This is a genomic window from Ralstonia pickettii (assembly GCF_016466415.2).
GTDB lineage: Bacteria > Pseudomonadota > Gammaproteobacteria > Burkholderiales > Burkholderiaceae > Ralstonia > Ralstonia pickettii.
In genome coordinates this window covers 1,335,679-1,348,279 of record NZ_CP066771.1, presented here as the reverse complement: position 1 = coordinate 1,348,279, position 12,601 = coordinate 1,335,679, and the positions used below count along the sequence as shown (strand labels likewise).

The window sequence follows — 12,601 nt, the reverse complement described above, 5'->3', positions numbered from 1 at the left end:
TCGGCCGCCGGTTGATTCAGCCGGAGCGCCCGCGCACCCCGGCGGCAGTACTGCTTGCCTTCTATCTTGTATGCGAAGATCGAGAAGCGATCAGTCGCGGTGATAGTTCGGCGCTTCCTTCGTGATCTGCACGTCGTGCACGTGCGATTCGTTCATGCCGGCAGCGGTGATCTCGACAAACTGCGCCTTCTCGTGCCATTCGGCAATCGATGCGCACCCGCAGTAGCCCATCGACGAACGAACGCCGCCAGTGAGTTGATGCACGATCGGCAATGCGGAGCCCTTGTAAGGCACGCGGCCCTCGATACCTTCGGGCACCAGCTTGTCGACGTTGGCGGTGTTGTCTTCCTGGAAGTAACGGTCGGCAGCGCCGTCCTTCATTGCGCCTACCGAGCCCATGCCGCGGTAGCTCTTGTACGAGCGCCCCTGGAACAGGAACACCTCACCCGGCGATTCGTCCGTGCCGGCAAACATGCCGCCCATCATCACGGTGTGTGCGCCGGCAGCCAGTGCCTTGGCCACATCGCCCGAGTAGCGGATACCGCCGTCAGCGATGAGCGGCACGCCGGTGCCCTTCAGCGCCTCGGCCACATTCGACACGGCAAAGATCTGCGGCACGCCCACGCCAGCGACAATCCGCGTCGTGCAGATCGAACCCGGGCCAATGCCGACCTTGACGCCATCCGCGCCGTGGTCGACCAGCGCCCGGGCAGCGTCGCCCGTGGCGATGTTGCCGCCAATCACCTGCACCTGCGGGTAGTTGTCCTTGATCCAGCGCACGCGGTTCAGCACGCCCTGGCTGTGGCCATGCGCGGTATCGACGACGATGACGTCCACGCCGGCCTTGACCAGCAAATCGATACGCAGATCGTTATCCGGGCCCACGCCCACCGCCGCACCCACGCGCAGCGAACCGCGTTCGTCCTTCGACGCCAGCGGATACTCGGTGGCCTTCTGGATGTCCTTGACGGTGATCAGGCCGCGCAGCTCGAAAGCCTCGCCCACCACCAGCACACGCTCGAGGCGGTGCTTGTTCATCAGACGCTTGGCCTCTTCCAGCGAAGCGCCTTCCTTGACGGTGACGAGCTTCTCGCTCGGCGTCATCTTGGCGCGCACCGGGGCGTCCAGTTCTTCTTCGAAACGCAGATCGCGGTTGGTGATGATGCCCACCACCTTCTTGCCTTCCAGCACCGGGAAACCCGAGATGCCGTGCTGGGCCGACAGCGCCATCACGTCGCGGATCTTCATGTCCGGACCGATGGTGATCGGGTCGCGCAGCACACCCGATTCAAAGCGCTTGACCTTGGCGACTTCGCGCGCCTGTTCTTCGGGCTTCAGGTTCTTGTGGACGATACCGATGCCACCTTGCTGGGCCATGGCGATAGCAAGCCGTGCTTCCGTGACCGTATCCATGGCGGCGGAGACGAGCGGAATGGCGAGTTCGATCGAACGGGTGAGCTTGGTGCGAAGGGACGTATCGCGGGGCAGGACGGCCGAGTAGGCCGGGACGAGCAGCACATCATCGAACGTGAGTGCTTTCTGGACAAGACGCATAGCAATTTCCTCTAGGCGCAAAATCGGATTATACGGGAATTCGCCCCACGGTTGTAGAGACCCGTGCTATCCTCGATAAATTTTTCTTCGCGCACGCACCTACAGCGCCCTGCGCCGCCAGCGGCCGCGCAGAATCAGCCTCGCGAGTGTTCGAATGGGAATTGGCGTATTGTGCGCCCTGCTGGCCGGGGCGATGTGGGGCATGGTCTTTATTGCGCCCCGCGCGCTACCCGCCTTTTCACCGTGGGAACTGACCCTCGGCCGCTACCTCGCCTACGGCGTCATCGCAGCCATTGCCGCTGCCCCGATCCTTCCACGCATTGCCCGCAAAATTACCCGCGCCGACTGCCTGGCGCTGGTCAGGCAATCCTGCAGCGGCAACCTTGTCTATTTTGTTTTCGTGGCGTTTGGCGTGCAGCTGGCTGGTGTTGCGCCCACCTCGCTGATCGTTGGCATTCTGCCCATCACAATCACCATGCTTGGCCGGCGCGATCATGGCGCCGTGCCGCTCTCCCGGCTGATCTGGCCGCTCCTGGTTGTCGCTGCCGGCATCGCCTGCATCAACGTTGACCTGTTCGGCCAGACAGCGGCAACGGCGGCCACCAACGTCCGGCCGGTCTGGCAACGCATTGTTGGCATCGCTTGCGCGGCAGGCGCGCTTTTCAGCTGGACGTGGTACGCCTTGGACAACGCCCGCTACCTGCAGCGCAATCCGCATTTTTCCAGCAACGAATGGTCTGCTCTATATGGCATTTCGAGCGGCATTCTGTCGGCAGCGTTGATCACGGTGGCCTTGCTCACGGTTGGCACAGCATGGATGGGCGCCGGCGGGCGTATCTGGGCCACGTTCTGGGCGGTCAATGCGGCCGTGGCACTTGGCGCGTCGCTGATCGGCAACAACCTGTGGAACATCGCCTCGCGACGGCTGCCGCTCACGCTGTCGGGCCAGATGATCGTGTTCGAGACGCTGTTTGCGCTGGCATATGGCTTTGCGTACGACGGCCGCTGGCCACGCCCGCTTGAGATCGCCGCAATCGCCTTGCTGATCCTGGGCGTCGGCTGGTCAGTCCGCTTGCACGCCAACGACAAGTCTGCATAAACTGGGCGCCTTGCCGGGGGGCGAGTCGACAGGCCGAGCCAGGCCGTCGGCGTAGATTGGCGAGTGGCGCTCACGCCACCGGGCTCCCGTGCGCGTCGAGGGGCCGTCGTCGGGTCGGCCAGCGCGCCGTCGGCAGTCCACGAACGAGAACTTCATGAAACGACTGCACGTCCTGTTGCCTGCCACCGCCGCCCTGATCGCCCTTGCCTGCCCGATTGCCCAGGCGCAATGGGCCTGGCAATGGCGCGACGACAAAGGCCATATGGTCTACAGCGACGCCGCACCGCCGCCGTCGGTACCGCCTAGCCGCATCATCCGCAACCCGAACAGCCGCACGGCCACGGCCTACGAAGCGCTTTCCGCGCCGGCTTCGGGCGTCAAGGTAGCGGACCCAGGCGCGGCTGCCAAACCCGGCCAGCCAGCCTCGGGCGTCGCGGCCTCCAACCCCGACGAAGAGCTGCGCAAGCGCCTGGCCGACCGCGCCAAGAAGGAACAGGACGAAGCCAGGCAGGCAGAGGCGGCGCAGCGCAAGCAAGCCGAATGCGCACGCCTGCGCAACGAAACCACGTATATGCAGGATGGCCGCCGCGTCGGTTCGGTGCAACCGGACGGCTCGATCGCGTATTTGGATGACAACCAGCGTGCCGCCGCCGTGCAGCGCAATCAGGCAGCCCTGAGCGCCAACTGCAGCTGATAGATCGTTATTCGAGGACGTCGTCTTTGGGCGGCGCCTCGTTGCGCAGCCACTTCAGCCCTTCGCGCGTGCCGGTGGCCCGCACCTTCTGCACACGCCGCCGGCGAGCCGTTTTTGGATCGGCGATCAACGGGCCCAGGATTTCCACCCGATCACGCGCATGCAATGCGGCATCCGGCGTCTTGCGCTTGCCGTAAACGCCCAGCCTGCAGGTATCGATGGTCAGGTCCAAGCCGTGGAGCAAGCCCGACGCGCGCACCGCGTCGGCCACCGTCGCCTGCGCCGGCACTTGCACCGTGACAAGCCGTGGCGGCGTGACCGTCGCCAAGCAGACCATCACGTCGATCACGGTGTTGGAATCAGGACTCGCCATACACAGCCTCGGCGCGCTTGACGAATGAGTCGACGAAGGTGTTGGCAATCATGCTGAACACCGGGCCAATGAGTTTTTCCAGAATCACGCTGGAAAATTCGTAATGCAGATGGAAGTTGATCTTGCAGGCATCCGCGCGCAGCGGCGTGAAGATCCAAAAACCGGTGAACGACTTGAAAGGCCCGTCAGCGAACGTCATATCAATGCGGGTGGGGCGCGTTTGCACGTTGCGCGTGCGAAAGAACTGATGGATGCCCTTGAAGGCAATATCGACACGCGCGTCGAGTGACGTTTCCGTCTGCTCGTAGATTTCCACGCCGCCGCACCACGGCAGAAAGTTCGGATAGTCCTTGACGTCGGTGACCAGGTCGAACATCTGTTCGGCCGAATAGCCAATCAACACGGTTTTTTCAACGTCTGCCATGCGTCATCCGAAAGCTTTGCGCGCTGCGCCCCGGTTGGGATTGCGGCGGATTTGTTAAACTCACCATTTTATCGCAGCGCATGCAGGGTTCATCACCCCAATGCGCGCACCGCATATTCCAACGTATGACCATCGCCGACAACAAGAAGGCCTTTTTCGATTACTTCATCGAAGAGCGCTACGAGGCAGGCATGGCTCTCGAGGGCTGGGAGGTGAAAGCCATCCGAGCCAACCGTGCGCAGATCAAGGAAGGTTACGTCGTCATCCGTAACGCCGAACTGTTCCTGATCGGGGCCCATATCAGCCCGCTGCAATCGGCCTCCACGCATGTCCATCCGGACCCCGTGCGCACCCGCAAACTGCTGCTGCACGCCGAAGAGATCAAGAAGCTCATCGGCAAGGTGGAGCAGCGCGGCTACACGCTCGTGCCGCTCAACCTGCACTACACGCGCGGCCGCGTGAAATGCGAAATCGGCCTCGCCAAGGGCAAGAAGCTCTTCGACAAGCGCGAAACCGAGAAAGACCGCGACTGGCAGCGCGAAAAAGCGCGCCTCATGCGCGAAAAGGCCTGAGCCGTCTCGCTTCCCGACTTTTACGCGCCCGGCCGCTGCTGCTGCTTCACAATCGTCAACGCTGACGCAATCATCGTGCTCAGGTCGCCCATGTTGCCCGGCACGATGAGCGTGTTGCCCTGCTTCGCCAGGTTGCCGAACGCGCTCACATACTCTTCCGCCACTTTCAGGTTGACCGCATCGATGCCCCCTTCGGTGCGAATGGCTTGACCGATCTTCTGGATCGCCTGGGCGTTGGCTTCAGCCACCGCCAGGATCGCCGCCGCTTCACCCTGTGCCCTGTTGATGGCGGCCTGCTTTTCCCCTTCTGATTTCTGGATTGCGGCCTCCCGCGCACCGGACGCCAGGTTGATCTGCTCCTGGCGCTTGCCTTCAGATGCGGCGATCAGCGCACGCTTTTCACGCTCGGCCGTAATCTGCGCCTGCATGGCGTGCAGGATTTCCTTCGGCGGTGTCAGATCCTTGATCTCGTAGCGCAGCACCTTCACGCCCCAGTTCGATGCCGCCTCATCCAGCGCGTTGACCACGCTGTGGTTGATGAAGTCGCGCTCTTCAAACGTCTTGTCCAGCTCCAGCTTGCCGACGACCGAGCGCAGCGTCGTCTGCGCGAGTTGGGTGATGGCGATCACGAAGTTGCTGGAGCCATACGAAGCCCGCATCGGGTCGGTCACCTGGAAGTAGAGGATGCCGTCCACCTGCAGCTGCGTGTTGTCCTTGGTGATACAGATCTGGCTCGGCACGTCGAGCGGGATTTCCTTGAGCACGTGCTTGTAGGCAACGCGATCGACAAAGGGCAGCACGATATTCAGCCCCGGCGAGAGCGTCGCGTGATACTTGCCCAGCCGCTCCAGAATCCAGGCGTGCTGTTGCGGCACGATCTTGATGCCTTGTGCGATAAGCACGATGGCGGCAAACAGGACGATGAGCGCGAGAGTCCCCAGCTCGAACATAAAACCTCCGTGGTTGAGCTTGTTGGTTGTTTTGGCTACGAGTTGCGTGCTATTTGGGCGTGACGACGAGCACGTTGCCGCGCACTTCAACGATCCGGAATTCACCGACGGTAGCCGGCGCATTTGGCGCCAACTCGACGTCCCATGCGGCGCCGCGATATTGCACGCGTGCACGCCGCTCGGGTGACCAGGCATCGACGCGCAATGTCTCGCCGATATCCAGATTGACGTTGCGGTTGCGGGCGGCATTTTCGCGCGTCACACGCCCGTAGCGCGTACGCCGCAGCCCGACGATGCCGAACACCGCCACGATGGCGGCCACGATGGCCTGCGCAGGAAATGCAAGGCCGATCAGCGCGGCAAGACCGCCGGCAATCAGCCCAATCGCGACCATCAGCAGATAGAAGGTGCCCGTCATCAGCTCGCCGATGACGAGCAGCACGGCCAGCGAAAACCAGACGGTCTGAGCCGACATACTCCGCCCCCCTGAATCCCATGAAAAAACCCCCGCGACGCTGTTCGTCTGCGGGGGCATGTCGCTCGGCCCCCGCCAGCGTTGGACGCCACCGGGCACTTCGCGTTCTTGTTGGCGCGCACCCGTCAGGATACGCGCCTAGTCTCACGACATTCGTTGCAACGCTCTAGTTCAAGCTCAAGCCGAACCGAGCTTCTGCCATGTGTCGACCACTGAATCCGGGTTCAGCGAGATCGACGAGATGCCTTCCTTCGCCAGCCACTCGGCAAAATCCGGGTGATCGGACGGGCCCTGACCGCAGATGCCGACGTATTTGTTCATCGACAGCGCCGTGGAGATGGCGCGCTGCAGCATGAACTTGACCGCCGGATCGCGCTCGTCGAAGTCCTTGGCCAGCAGCTCCATGCCGGAGTCGCGGTCCAGGCCGAGCGTGAGCTGCGTTAGGTCGTTCGAACCGATCGAGAAACCGTCGAAGTACTGCAGGAACTGTTCGGCCAGGATCGCGTTGGACGGCACCTCGCACATCATGATCAGGCGCAGGCCGTTCTCGCCGCGCTTCAGGCCGTACTTGGCCAGCAGCTCGACAACCTTCTCAGCCTGGCCGAGCGTACGCACGAACGGCACCATCACTTCGACGTTGGTCAGGCCCATCTCGTCGCGCACGCGCTTCATGGCACGGCACTCCATCTCGAAGGCTTCTGCAAAGTCTTCGGCGATGTAGCGCGAGGCGCCGCGGAAGCCCAGCATCGGGTTTTCTTCGTCCGGCTCGTAGCGCGAACCGCCAATCAGCTTCTTGTACTCGTTGGACTTGAAGTCAGACAGGCGCACGATCACGGGCTTTGGATAGAAGGCCGCTGCGATGGTGGCAATGCCCTCGGCCAGCTTGTCGACGTAGAACGCGCGCGGGCTGGCATGGCCACGGGCCACGCTTTCCACGGCCTTCTTCAGGTCGCTGTCGACCTGCGGGTAGTCGAGAATCGCCTTCGGGTGAACGCCGATGTTGTTGTTGATGATGAATTCCAGACGGGCCAAGCCCACGCCACCGTTCGGAATCTGACAGAAATCGAACGCGAGCTGCGGGTTGCCGACGTTCATCATGATCTTGGTGCTGATCGCGGGCATTTCGCCGCGCTGGACTTCCGTGATTTCGGTTTCCAGCAGGCCGTCGTAGATCTTGCCTTCGTCCCCTTCCGCGCACGAGACCGTCACCAGCGTGCCGTCCTTCAGCAGGTCGGTCGCATCGCCGCAGCCGACCACCGCCGGCACACCCAGCTCACGCGCAATGATGGCCGCGTGGCAGGTCCGGCCACCACGGTTGGTGACGATGGCCGAGGCGCGTTTCATCACCGGTTCCCAGTTCGGGTCGGTCATGTCGGCAACCAGTACGTCGCCCGGCTGCACGCGTTCCATTTCAGCCGGATCGTTGATCACGCGCACCGGGCCCGTGCCGATCTTCTGGCCGATGGCACGGCCGGTGGTCAGCACCGGCGCCGAGCCCTTCAGGCGGAATCGTTGCTCGACCTTGCCGTGTGCCTGGCTCTTCACCGTCTCCGGGCGAGCCTGGAGGATGTAGATCTTGCCGTCCTTGCCGTCCTTGCCCCACTCGATGTCCATCGGGCGGCCGTAGTGCTTCTCAATGATGACGGCGTACTTCGCCAGCTCCGCCACGTCAGCATCGTTGATGGAGTAGCGGTTGCGCAGTTCGCCCGGGACGTCGACCGTCTTCACGCGGCCTTGTTCGCCCGGCGCGGTGAATTCCATCTTGATCAGCTTGGACCCGATCGAGCGGCGGATGATCGGGTACTTGCCGGCGGCCAGCGTCGGCTTGAAGACGTAAAACTCGTCAGGGTTCACGGCGCCCTGCACCACCGTTTCGCCCAGGCCGTAGCTGGAGGTGATGAAAACGACATCCTGGAAGCCCGATTCGGTGTCGATCGTGAACATCACGCCCGAGGCGCCGCAGTCCGAGCGGACCATGCGCTGGATGCCCGCCGACAGGGCGACCACGTCATGCGCGAAACCCTTGTGTACGCGATAGGAGATCGCGCGGTCGTTGTACAGCGACGCAAACACGTGCTTGATCTTGTCGAGCACGTCGTCGATGCCGAGCACGTTGAGATAGCTCTCTTGCTGGCCGGCGAACGACGCGTCCGGCAAGTCTTCCGCCGTGGCCGACGAGCGCACCGCAAACGACGCCTCAGCGCCTTCGCGGGCCGCGACGCGAGCGTACGACTCGCGAATCTCTTGCTCCAGACGCGGCTGGAACGGCGCGGTGGCGACCCATTCGCGGATCTCCTTGCCGGCGGCCGCCAGCGCCTTTACGTCGTCGACGTCGAGGCTGGCCAGACGCTGCGAGATGCGCTCGGTCAGGTTGTTGTGTGCAAGGAAATCGCGGAACGCCAGTGCCGTGGTGGCAAAACCGCCCGGAACGCGCACGCCGGCGCCGTCCAGCTGGGAGATCATCTCGCCCAGCGAAGCGTTTTTACCGCCGACGACCTCGACATCGGTCATCCGCAATTGCTCGAACGGCAGCACATAGGCGCCGTCTTGCGACAGGTTAGTCATACAAGCCCCTAAACTAAGTGAAAAACCGGTCGGATCCGCACGGGGCTTTCTTCTTGTCGTCTGGCCGTACGAATCGCTTGGCTAAATCATCCGGAAGCCCTGCCAGGATTGCAGCTGCGGCATTGCCTGACAGGCGATTGGCCCGAATTGCTTAGCTAAACGATCGCCGCTATTCTACCGTGCCGCAGCACGATTTCCTGCCGGCGTGCTGGAAAAACCCCTCGTTTTCGATGACCGACCTCGCCTCCGCATCTTCCAGCCGGACACCTTTCCGGACCGTTTTCATCGTGTCGGATGGCACCGGGATCACCGCAGAAACCTTCAGCCACTCGATCCTGGCGCAGTTTGAGATGAAATTCCGCCAGGTGCGGATTCCGTTTGTCGACACGATCGACAAGGCGCATGTTGCGGTCGCCAAGATCAATGAGGCGTTCCACGCCGAAGGGGTGAGGCCGATCGTCTTCACCACGTTGGTGGATGCCGAGGCAAACGAGATCGTCCATCGGGCCAAGGCCACCATCCTCGACATGTTCCAGACCTTCATCGAGCCGCTCGAGAAGGAGCTGAACCTCAAGTCCACCCACGCCATCGGCCGCTTTCACCAGAACGCCGACACCGAGGCGTATAAAAACCGCATCGAAGCGATCAATTTTTCACTTGCCCACGATGACGGCCAATCACACAAGAACCTGGCCGAGGCGGATGTGATTTTGGTGGGGGTGTCGCGCAGCGGCAAGACGCCGACCAGCCTGTATCTGGCGATGCAATACGGCGTGAAGTCGGCCAATTACCCGCTCATCCCGGACGATTTCGAGCGCGGCAAGCTGCCGTCGGTGCTGTATGACTACAAGAGCAAGATTTTTGGGCTCTCGATCGACCCGCAACGCCTGTCGGAAATCCGCAATGAACGTCGGCCCGGTAGCAAATATGCCGCGCTGGAGAATTGCCGCTACGAGATCAACGAAGCCGAAGCGATGATGCGGCGGGAGGGCATCAAGTGGCTGTCGTCCACGCACAAGTCGATCGAGGAAATTGCCACGACGATCCTGCAGGACATCAAGATGGATCACAACAACTACTGAGCGTGGCATCGCCCCGCAAACAAAACGGCCGGCATTGCACCGGCCGTTTGTTTTTCTGCCGGCGGGCGAGCCAGTCAGGCGCGATCACGCACCCAGTTGCCGCCGTGCGCCGCGGCCTGCGCTGCCGGCGATATTTCCAGATAGGCCAGCGCCTGCTCGGTCGACCCTTCATGATGCGGCGTATAGCTGGGCCGGAAATAGCGCAGCGCGGCCCCCAGCATTTTCCAGAACGATGGCAGGCAGTTACGCCGCGAGCCATGCCACCAGCCGCGGATAAAACCGGGGAACCTGCCCGCCCCCGGATCGCGCTGGTACATGAAGCCGAAGCCGGTGACCAAGAAGTACAGGAGCAACAGGATCGTGGTCAGCATATGGAAGCAGCGTTCGAGATACGAGCCGCCCATGTGCCGGAAGATGTCGAACGCGACGGTGCGGTGCTCGACTTCCTCCGCGCCATGCCAGCGCAACAAGTCCAGCATGACGGGATCGGCGTGGACGGCGTCGAGCCCCTTTGCGTTGAGCACCCAGTTGCCCAGATAGCCGAAAAAGTGCTCGAGCGCAGCAATGATGCCGAGTTGCTGCCGCAGCCAGAAGCGCGTGTGGCCGATCTTCAGACCCAACGGCTGTTCGCCGAGCACCTTGGAGAACAGCCAGTCGAGCCGCTTGGTGAAAGGCTGGGTATCGATGCCGTGGTCTTTGTAGTAATGCGTCAGCACGCCGCCATGCGAGCGCGAATGGACCGCCTCCTGACGCAGGAAGCCCTCGGCATCGGCGCGCAGCTTCGCGTCGGTAATCAGCGGCAACGCCTTGTTGTAAACGCGGCAGAACCACAACTCGCCGGCGGGAAACAGCAGGTTCAGGATGTTGATGATGTGCGTGCTGGACGGATCGCCGGGAATCCACTGGATGGGCGTGTCCTTCCAGTCGAAACGGACGTGGCGGGCCTTGATGAAGTAATCGGGCGCGGTCATGGTGGTCTCCGGATGTTCTTGTCTGTGCGGGCTCAATGCCCGGCCATGCTCACGCGCGCGATCAGCCGGCTCAGCCATTGCGCATAGCGCGAGATGAAGCGGGACGAATGCGCCTCGATGCCGATCGTGACCACAGGCTTGTTGTGTTGCATCGCGCCAAACATCGCTTTCGCGACGGTCTCGGGCTTGAGGCCACGCAGTTGGTAGAGCTTGGTCGCGCGGGCGCGCAGTTGCGCCTGCTGTGCCTCGGTCGTGCCGCTGTAGACCGTGGAGGCCATGATTCCGGTCTCTGCAAAACCGGGGCAGATGGCCGACACGCCAATACCCTGCCCGGCCAGCTCGCCGCGCATGCATTCGGAGAGCATCAGCACCGCGGCTTTCGTCGTCGCATAGGCAGCAAGATCGCGCGATGGTGCAAAGGCCGCTGCCGATGCGGTGTTCAGGATGTGCCCACCCTGCCCGCGCGCCACCATCTGCTTGGCGAACAGCCGGGCGCCATGGATCACGCCCCACACGTTCACGTGCAGGATGCGTTGCCAATCGCGCTCGGACGTGTCGACAATGCCGCCCGCCATGCCAATGCCGGCGTTATTGACGACGATGTCGGCGCCACCCAGTTCCTTGCCGACCCAATCGACCAGGGCTTCCATCTGCTCGGCGTTGCCGACGTCCACGGTATGCGCCCACGCCTTGCCACCCGTGAGGCGGATGAGCTTGGCCGTGCGCTCTGCATCTTCGGCACGGATGTCGACGGCGACGATGGCTGCGCCTTGCTCCGCGAATTCCAGCGCCGCGCAACGACCGATGCCGCCGCCAGCGCCCGTGATGACGGCGAGCTTGCCGCAGAGCGGTTTGCGCTCGCCATGCTGACGCGCGCGTTGCAGTGCCTCGGATTCCGGCTTGCCCTCGGCATGCTCGATCAGGTCGCGAGCCATTTCCGCCATGCGTGCGGCATGCGTGACCGGCAACCAATGCCGTGCCACCACTTCGCGGCGCCAATACTGCGGCACCCAGCGCGAAAGGTCTTCTGACAATGCTGGGCTGACGTACTTATCCAGCGTTGGCACGATCACCTGCACCGGCGCATGTGCGACACGCTTGCGCGGCGTGAACAGACTGCGGATGAAGTTGGCGCGATACAGCGAGACACCACGCACGCCATCAGCCGTCTGGGTCGGACGCGGCACGATGGCGGTCTTTTCCACACGACGCAGCACACGCGGCCACGCGCGCCCAAGCCACAGGCGCCAACTCAGCTCCGGCACGATCGGCAAATGAAACAGCAGCACGTACCACGAGCGCACGAGTTGCCCCAACATCTTGCCCAGCGACGACGGCGTCGGCCGCAGCAGCCGCGCGCGCATCCAGTGCCCGACGTGATCCAGGCACGGCCCCGAGCACGACGTGTATGACGCAATGCGCCCGCGCAGGCGCTCCTCCGTCACGAATTCCCACGACTGGATCGAACCCCAATCGTGCGCGATCAGGTGCACGGGCTTGCCGGGGCTCAGCGCATCGATCACGGCGATGAAGTCGTCGGTCAACCGCGCAAAGGTGTAATTGCGCATCCCGCTGGGCGAACTGGACCGGCCTGCGCCCCGCACGTCGTAGGCAACGACGTAGTAGTCGCGCGCGAGCAGCGGTGCCATCTCGTGCCAGACCTCGCTGTTATCGGGATAGCCGTGCACCAGCACGACGGTCGGATGCGCCGGGTTGCCCCACGTCTTGACGGCGAGCGAGACGCTGTCGGACTGCACCGCCCGCTCCGAATAGTCTTTCCGCGAAACCGCTGCGGGCGATTCGAACAACGCCAGCGGGGCCTCTTCAAGAAGCGTTTTCATA

At 62.9% G+C, this 12,601-nt stretch carries 12 protein-coding genes; 4 read left to right on the top strand and 8 right to left on the bottom strand.

From position 1 onward, the window contains the following. Window positions 1–90: 90 nt before the first annotated feature. Window positions 91–1,554, bottom strand: coding sequence for an IMP dehydrogenase (gene guaB / locus RP6297_RS06390; RefSeq protein ID WP_009238214.1), 1,464 nt, complete (start codon window positions 1,552–1,554; stop codon window positions 91–93). A gap of 154 nt (window positions 1,555–1,708) precedes the next feature. Between guaB and RP6297_RS06385 the strand changes: the two genes are divergently transcribed. Both RP6297_RS06385 and RP6297_RS06380 read left to right on the top strand, forming a co-directional pair. Next, on the top strand, window positions 1,709–2,653 hold the full coding sequence (locus RP6297_RS06385) for a DMT family transporter (protein WP_009238215.1): 945 nt from the start codon (window positions 1,709–1,711) through the stop codon (window positions 2,651–2,653). 154 nt (window positions 2,654–2,807) lie between these two features. Then, window positions 2,808–3,347, top strand: coding sequence for a DUF4124 domain-containing protein (locus RP6297_RS06380; protein ID WP_009238216.1), 540 nt, complete (start codon window positions 2,808–2,810; stop codon window positions 3,345–3,347). A gap of 7 nt (window positions 3,348–3,354) precedes the next feature. Here RP6297_RS06380 and RP6297_RS06375 read toward each other — a convergent pair whose 3' ends face one another. After that, entirely contained in the window at window positions 3,355–3,720 is a 366-nt protein-coding gene (locus RP6297_RS06375; protein WP_004626711.1) for an RnfH family protein, read from the bottom strand. After that, window positions 3,707–4,144, bottom strand: coding sequence for a type II toxin-antitoxin system RatA family toxin (locus RP6297_RS06370; RefSeq protein ID WP_009238217.1), 438 nt, complete (start codon window positions 4,142–4,144; stop codon window positions 3,707–3,709). Before RP6297_RS06370 ends, RP6297_RS06375 begins: the two co-directional genes overlap by 14 nt. Window positions 4,145–4,269: 125 nt before the next feature. Between RP6297_RS06370 and smpB the strand changes: the two genes are divergently transcribed. Continuing rightward, entirely contained in the window at window positions 4,270–4,716 is a 447-nt protein-coding gene (gene smpB / locus RP6297_RS06365; protein ID WP_009238218.1) for an SsrA-binding protein SmpB, read from the top strand. 20 nt (window positions 4,717–4,736) lie between these two features. Here smpB and RP6297_RS06360 read toward each other — a convergent pair whose 3' ends face one another. From RP6297_RS06360 to ppsA, 3 genes are all read right to left on the bottom strand, one after another. Continuing rightward, window positions 4,737–5,666, bottom strand: a complete 930-nt coding sequence (locus RP6297_RS06360; RefSeq protein ID WP_009238219.1) for an SPFH domain-containing protein — start codon at window positions 5,664–5,666, stop codon at window positions 4,737–4,739. A gap of 49 nt (window positions 5,667–5,715) precedes the next feature. Beyond that, window positions 5,716–6,141: an NfeD family protein gene (locus RP6297_RS06355; protein WP_009238220.1), complete on the bottom strand. Its 426-nt coding sequence runs from the start codon at window positions 6,139–6,141 to the stop codon at window positions 5,716–5,718. 177 nt (window positions 6,142–6,318) lie between these two features. Further along, window positions 6,319–8,706, bottom strand: coding sequence for a phosphoenolpyruvate synthase (ppsA, locus tag RP6297_RS06350; RefSeq protein ID WP_009238221.1), 2,388 nt, complete (start codon window positions 8,704–8,706; stop codon window positions 6,319–6,321). Window positions 8,707–8,936: 230 nt separating this feature from the next. On the opposite strand from ppsA, the gene ppsR reads away from it, so the two are divergent. Beyond that, window positions 8,937–9,788, top strand: a complete 852-nt coding sequence (gene ppsR, locus RP6297_RS06345; protein ID WP_009277525.1) for a posphoenolpyruvate synthetase regulatory kinase/phosphorylase PpsR — start codon at window positions 8,937–8,939, stop codon at window positions 9,786–9,788. A 74-nt stretch (window positions 9,789–9,862) separates the two neighbouring features. On the opposite strand, the gene RP6297_RS06340 is transcribed toward ppsR, so the two are convergent. Further along, window positions 9,863–10,759 (bottom strand): metal-dependent hydrolase, encoded by an 897-nt coding sequence (locus RP6297_RS06340; protein ID WP_009238223.1) that lies wholly within the window; start codon window positions 10,757–10,759, stop codon window positions 9,863–9,865. Between the two features lie 32 nt (window positions 10,760–10,791). After that, complete coding sequence (locus RP6297_RS06335) at window positions 10,792–12,600, bottom strand: SDR family oxidoreductase (protein WP_009238224.1); 1,809 nt, start codon at window positions 12,598–12,600, stop codon at window positions 10,792–10,794. Between the last annotated feature and the right edge of the window lies 1 nt (window position 12,601).

Bases quoted from the DNA above. Each gene is read 5' to 3' on its own strand.
- guaB (WP_009238214.1), bottom strand. From the start codon at position 1,554: ATGCGTCTTGTCCAGAAAGCACTCACGTTCGATGATGTGCTGCTCGTC.
- RP6297_RS06385 (WP_009238215.1), top strand. From the start codon at position 1,709: ATGGGAATTGGCGTATTGTGCGCCCTGCTGGCCGGGGCGATGTGGGGC.
- RP6297_RS06380 (WP_009238216.1), top strand. From the start codon at position 2,808: ATGAAACGACTGCACGTCCTGTTGCCTGCCACCGCCGCCCTGATCGCC.
- RP6297_RS06375 (WP_004626711.1), bottom strand. From the start codon at position 3,720: ATGGCGAGTCCTGATTCCAACACCGTGATCGACGTGATGGTCTGCTTG.
- RP6297_RS06370 (WP_009238217.1), bottom strand. From the start codon at position 4,144: ATGGCAGACGTTGAAAAAACCGTGTTGATTGGCTATTCGGCCGAACAG.
- smpB (WP_009238218.1), top strand. From the start codon at position 4,270: ATGACCATCGCCGACAACAAGAAGGCCTTTTTCGATTACTTCATCGAA.
- RP6297_RS06360 (WP_009238219.1), bottom strand. From the start codon at position 5,666: ATGTTCGAGCTGGGGACTCTCGCGCTCATCGTCCTGTTTGCCGCCATC.
- RP6297_RS06355 (WP_009238220.1), bottom strand. From the start codon at position 6,141: ATGTCGGCTCAGACCGTCTGGTTTTCGCTGGCCGTGCTGCTCGTCATC.
- ppsA (WP_009238221.1), bottom strand. From the start codon at position 8,706: ATGACTAACCTGTCGCAAGACGGCGCCTATGTGCTGCCGTTCGAGCAA.
- ppsR (WP_009277525.1), top strand. From the start codon at position 8,937: ATGACCGACCTCGCCTCCGCATCTTCCAGCCGGACACCTTTCCGGACC.
- RP6297_RS06340 (WP_009238223.1), bottom strand. From the start codon at position 10,759: ATGACCGCGCCCGATTACTTCATCAAGGCCCGCCACGTCCGTTTCGAC.
- RP6297_RS06335 (WP_009238224.1), bottom strand. From the start codon at position 12,600: ATGAAAACGCTTCTTGAAGAGGCCCCGCTGGCGTTGTTCGAATCGCCC.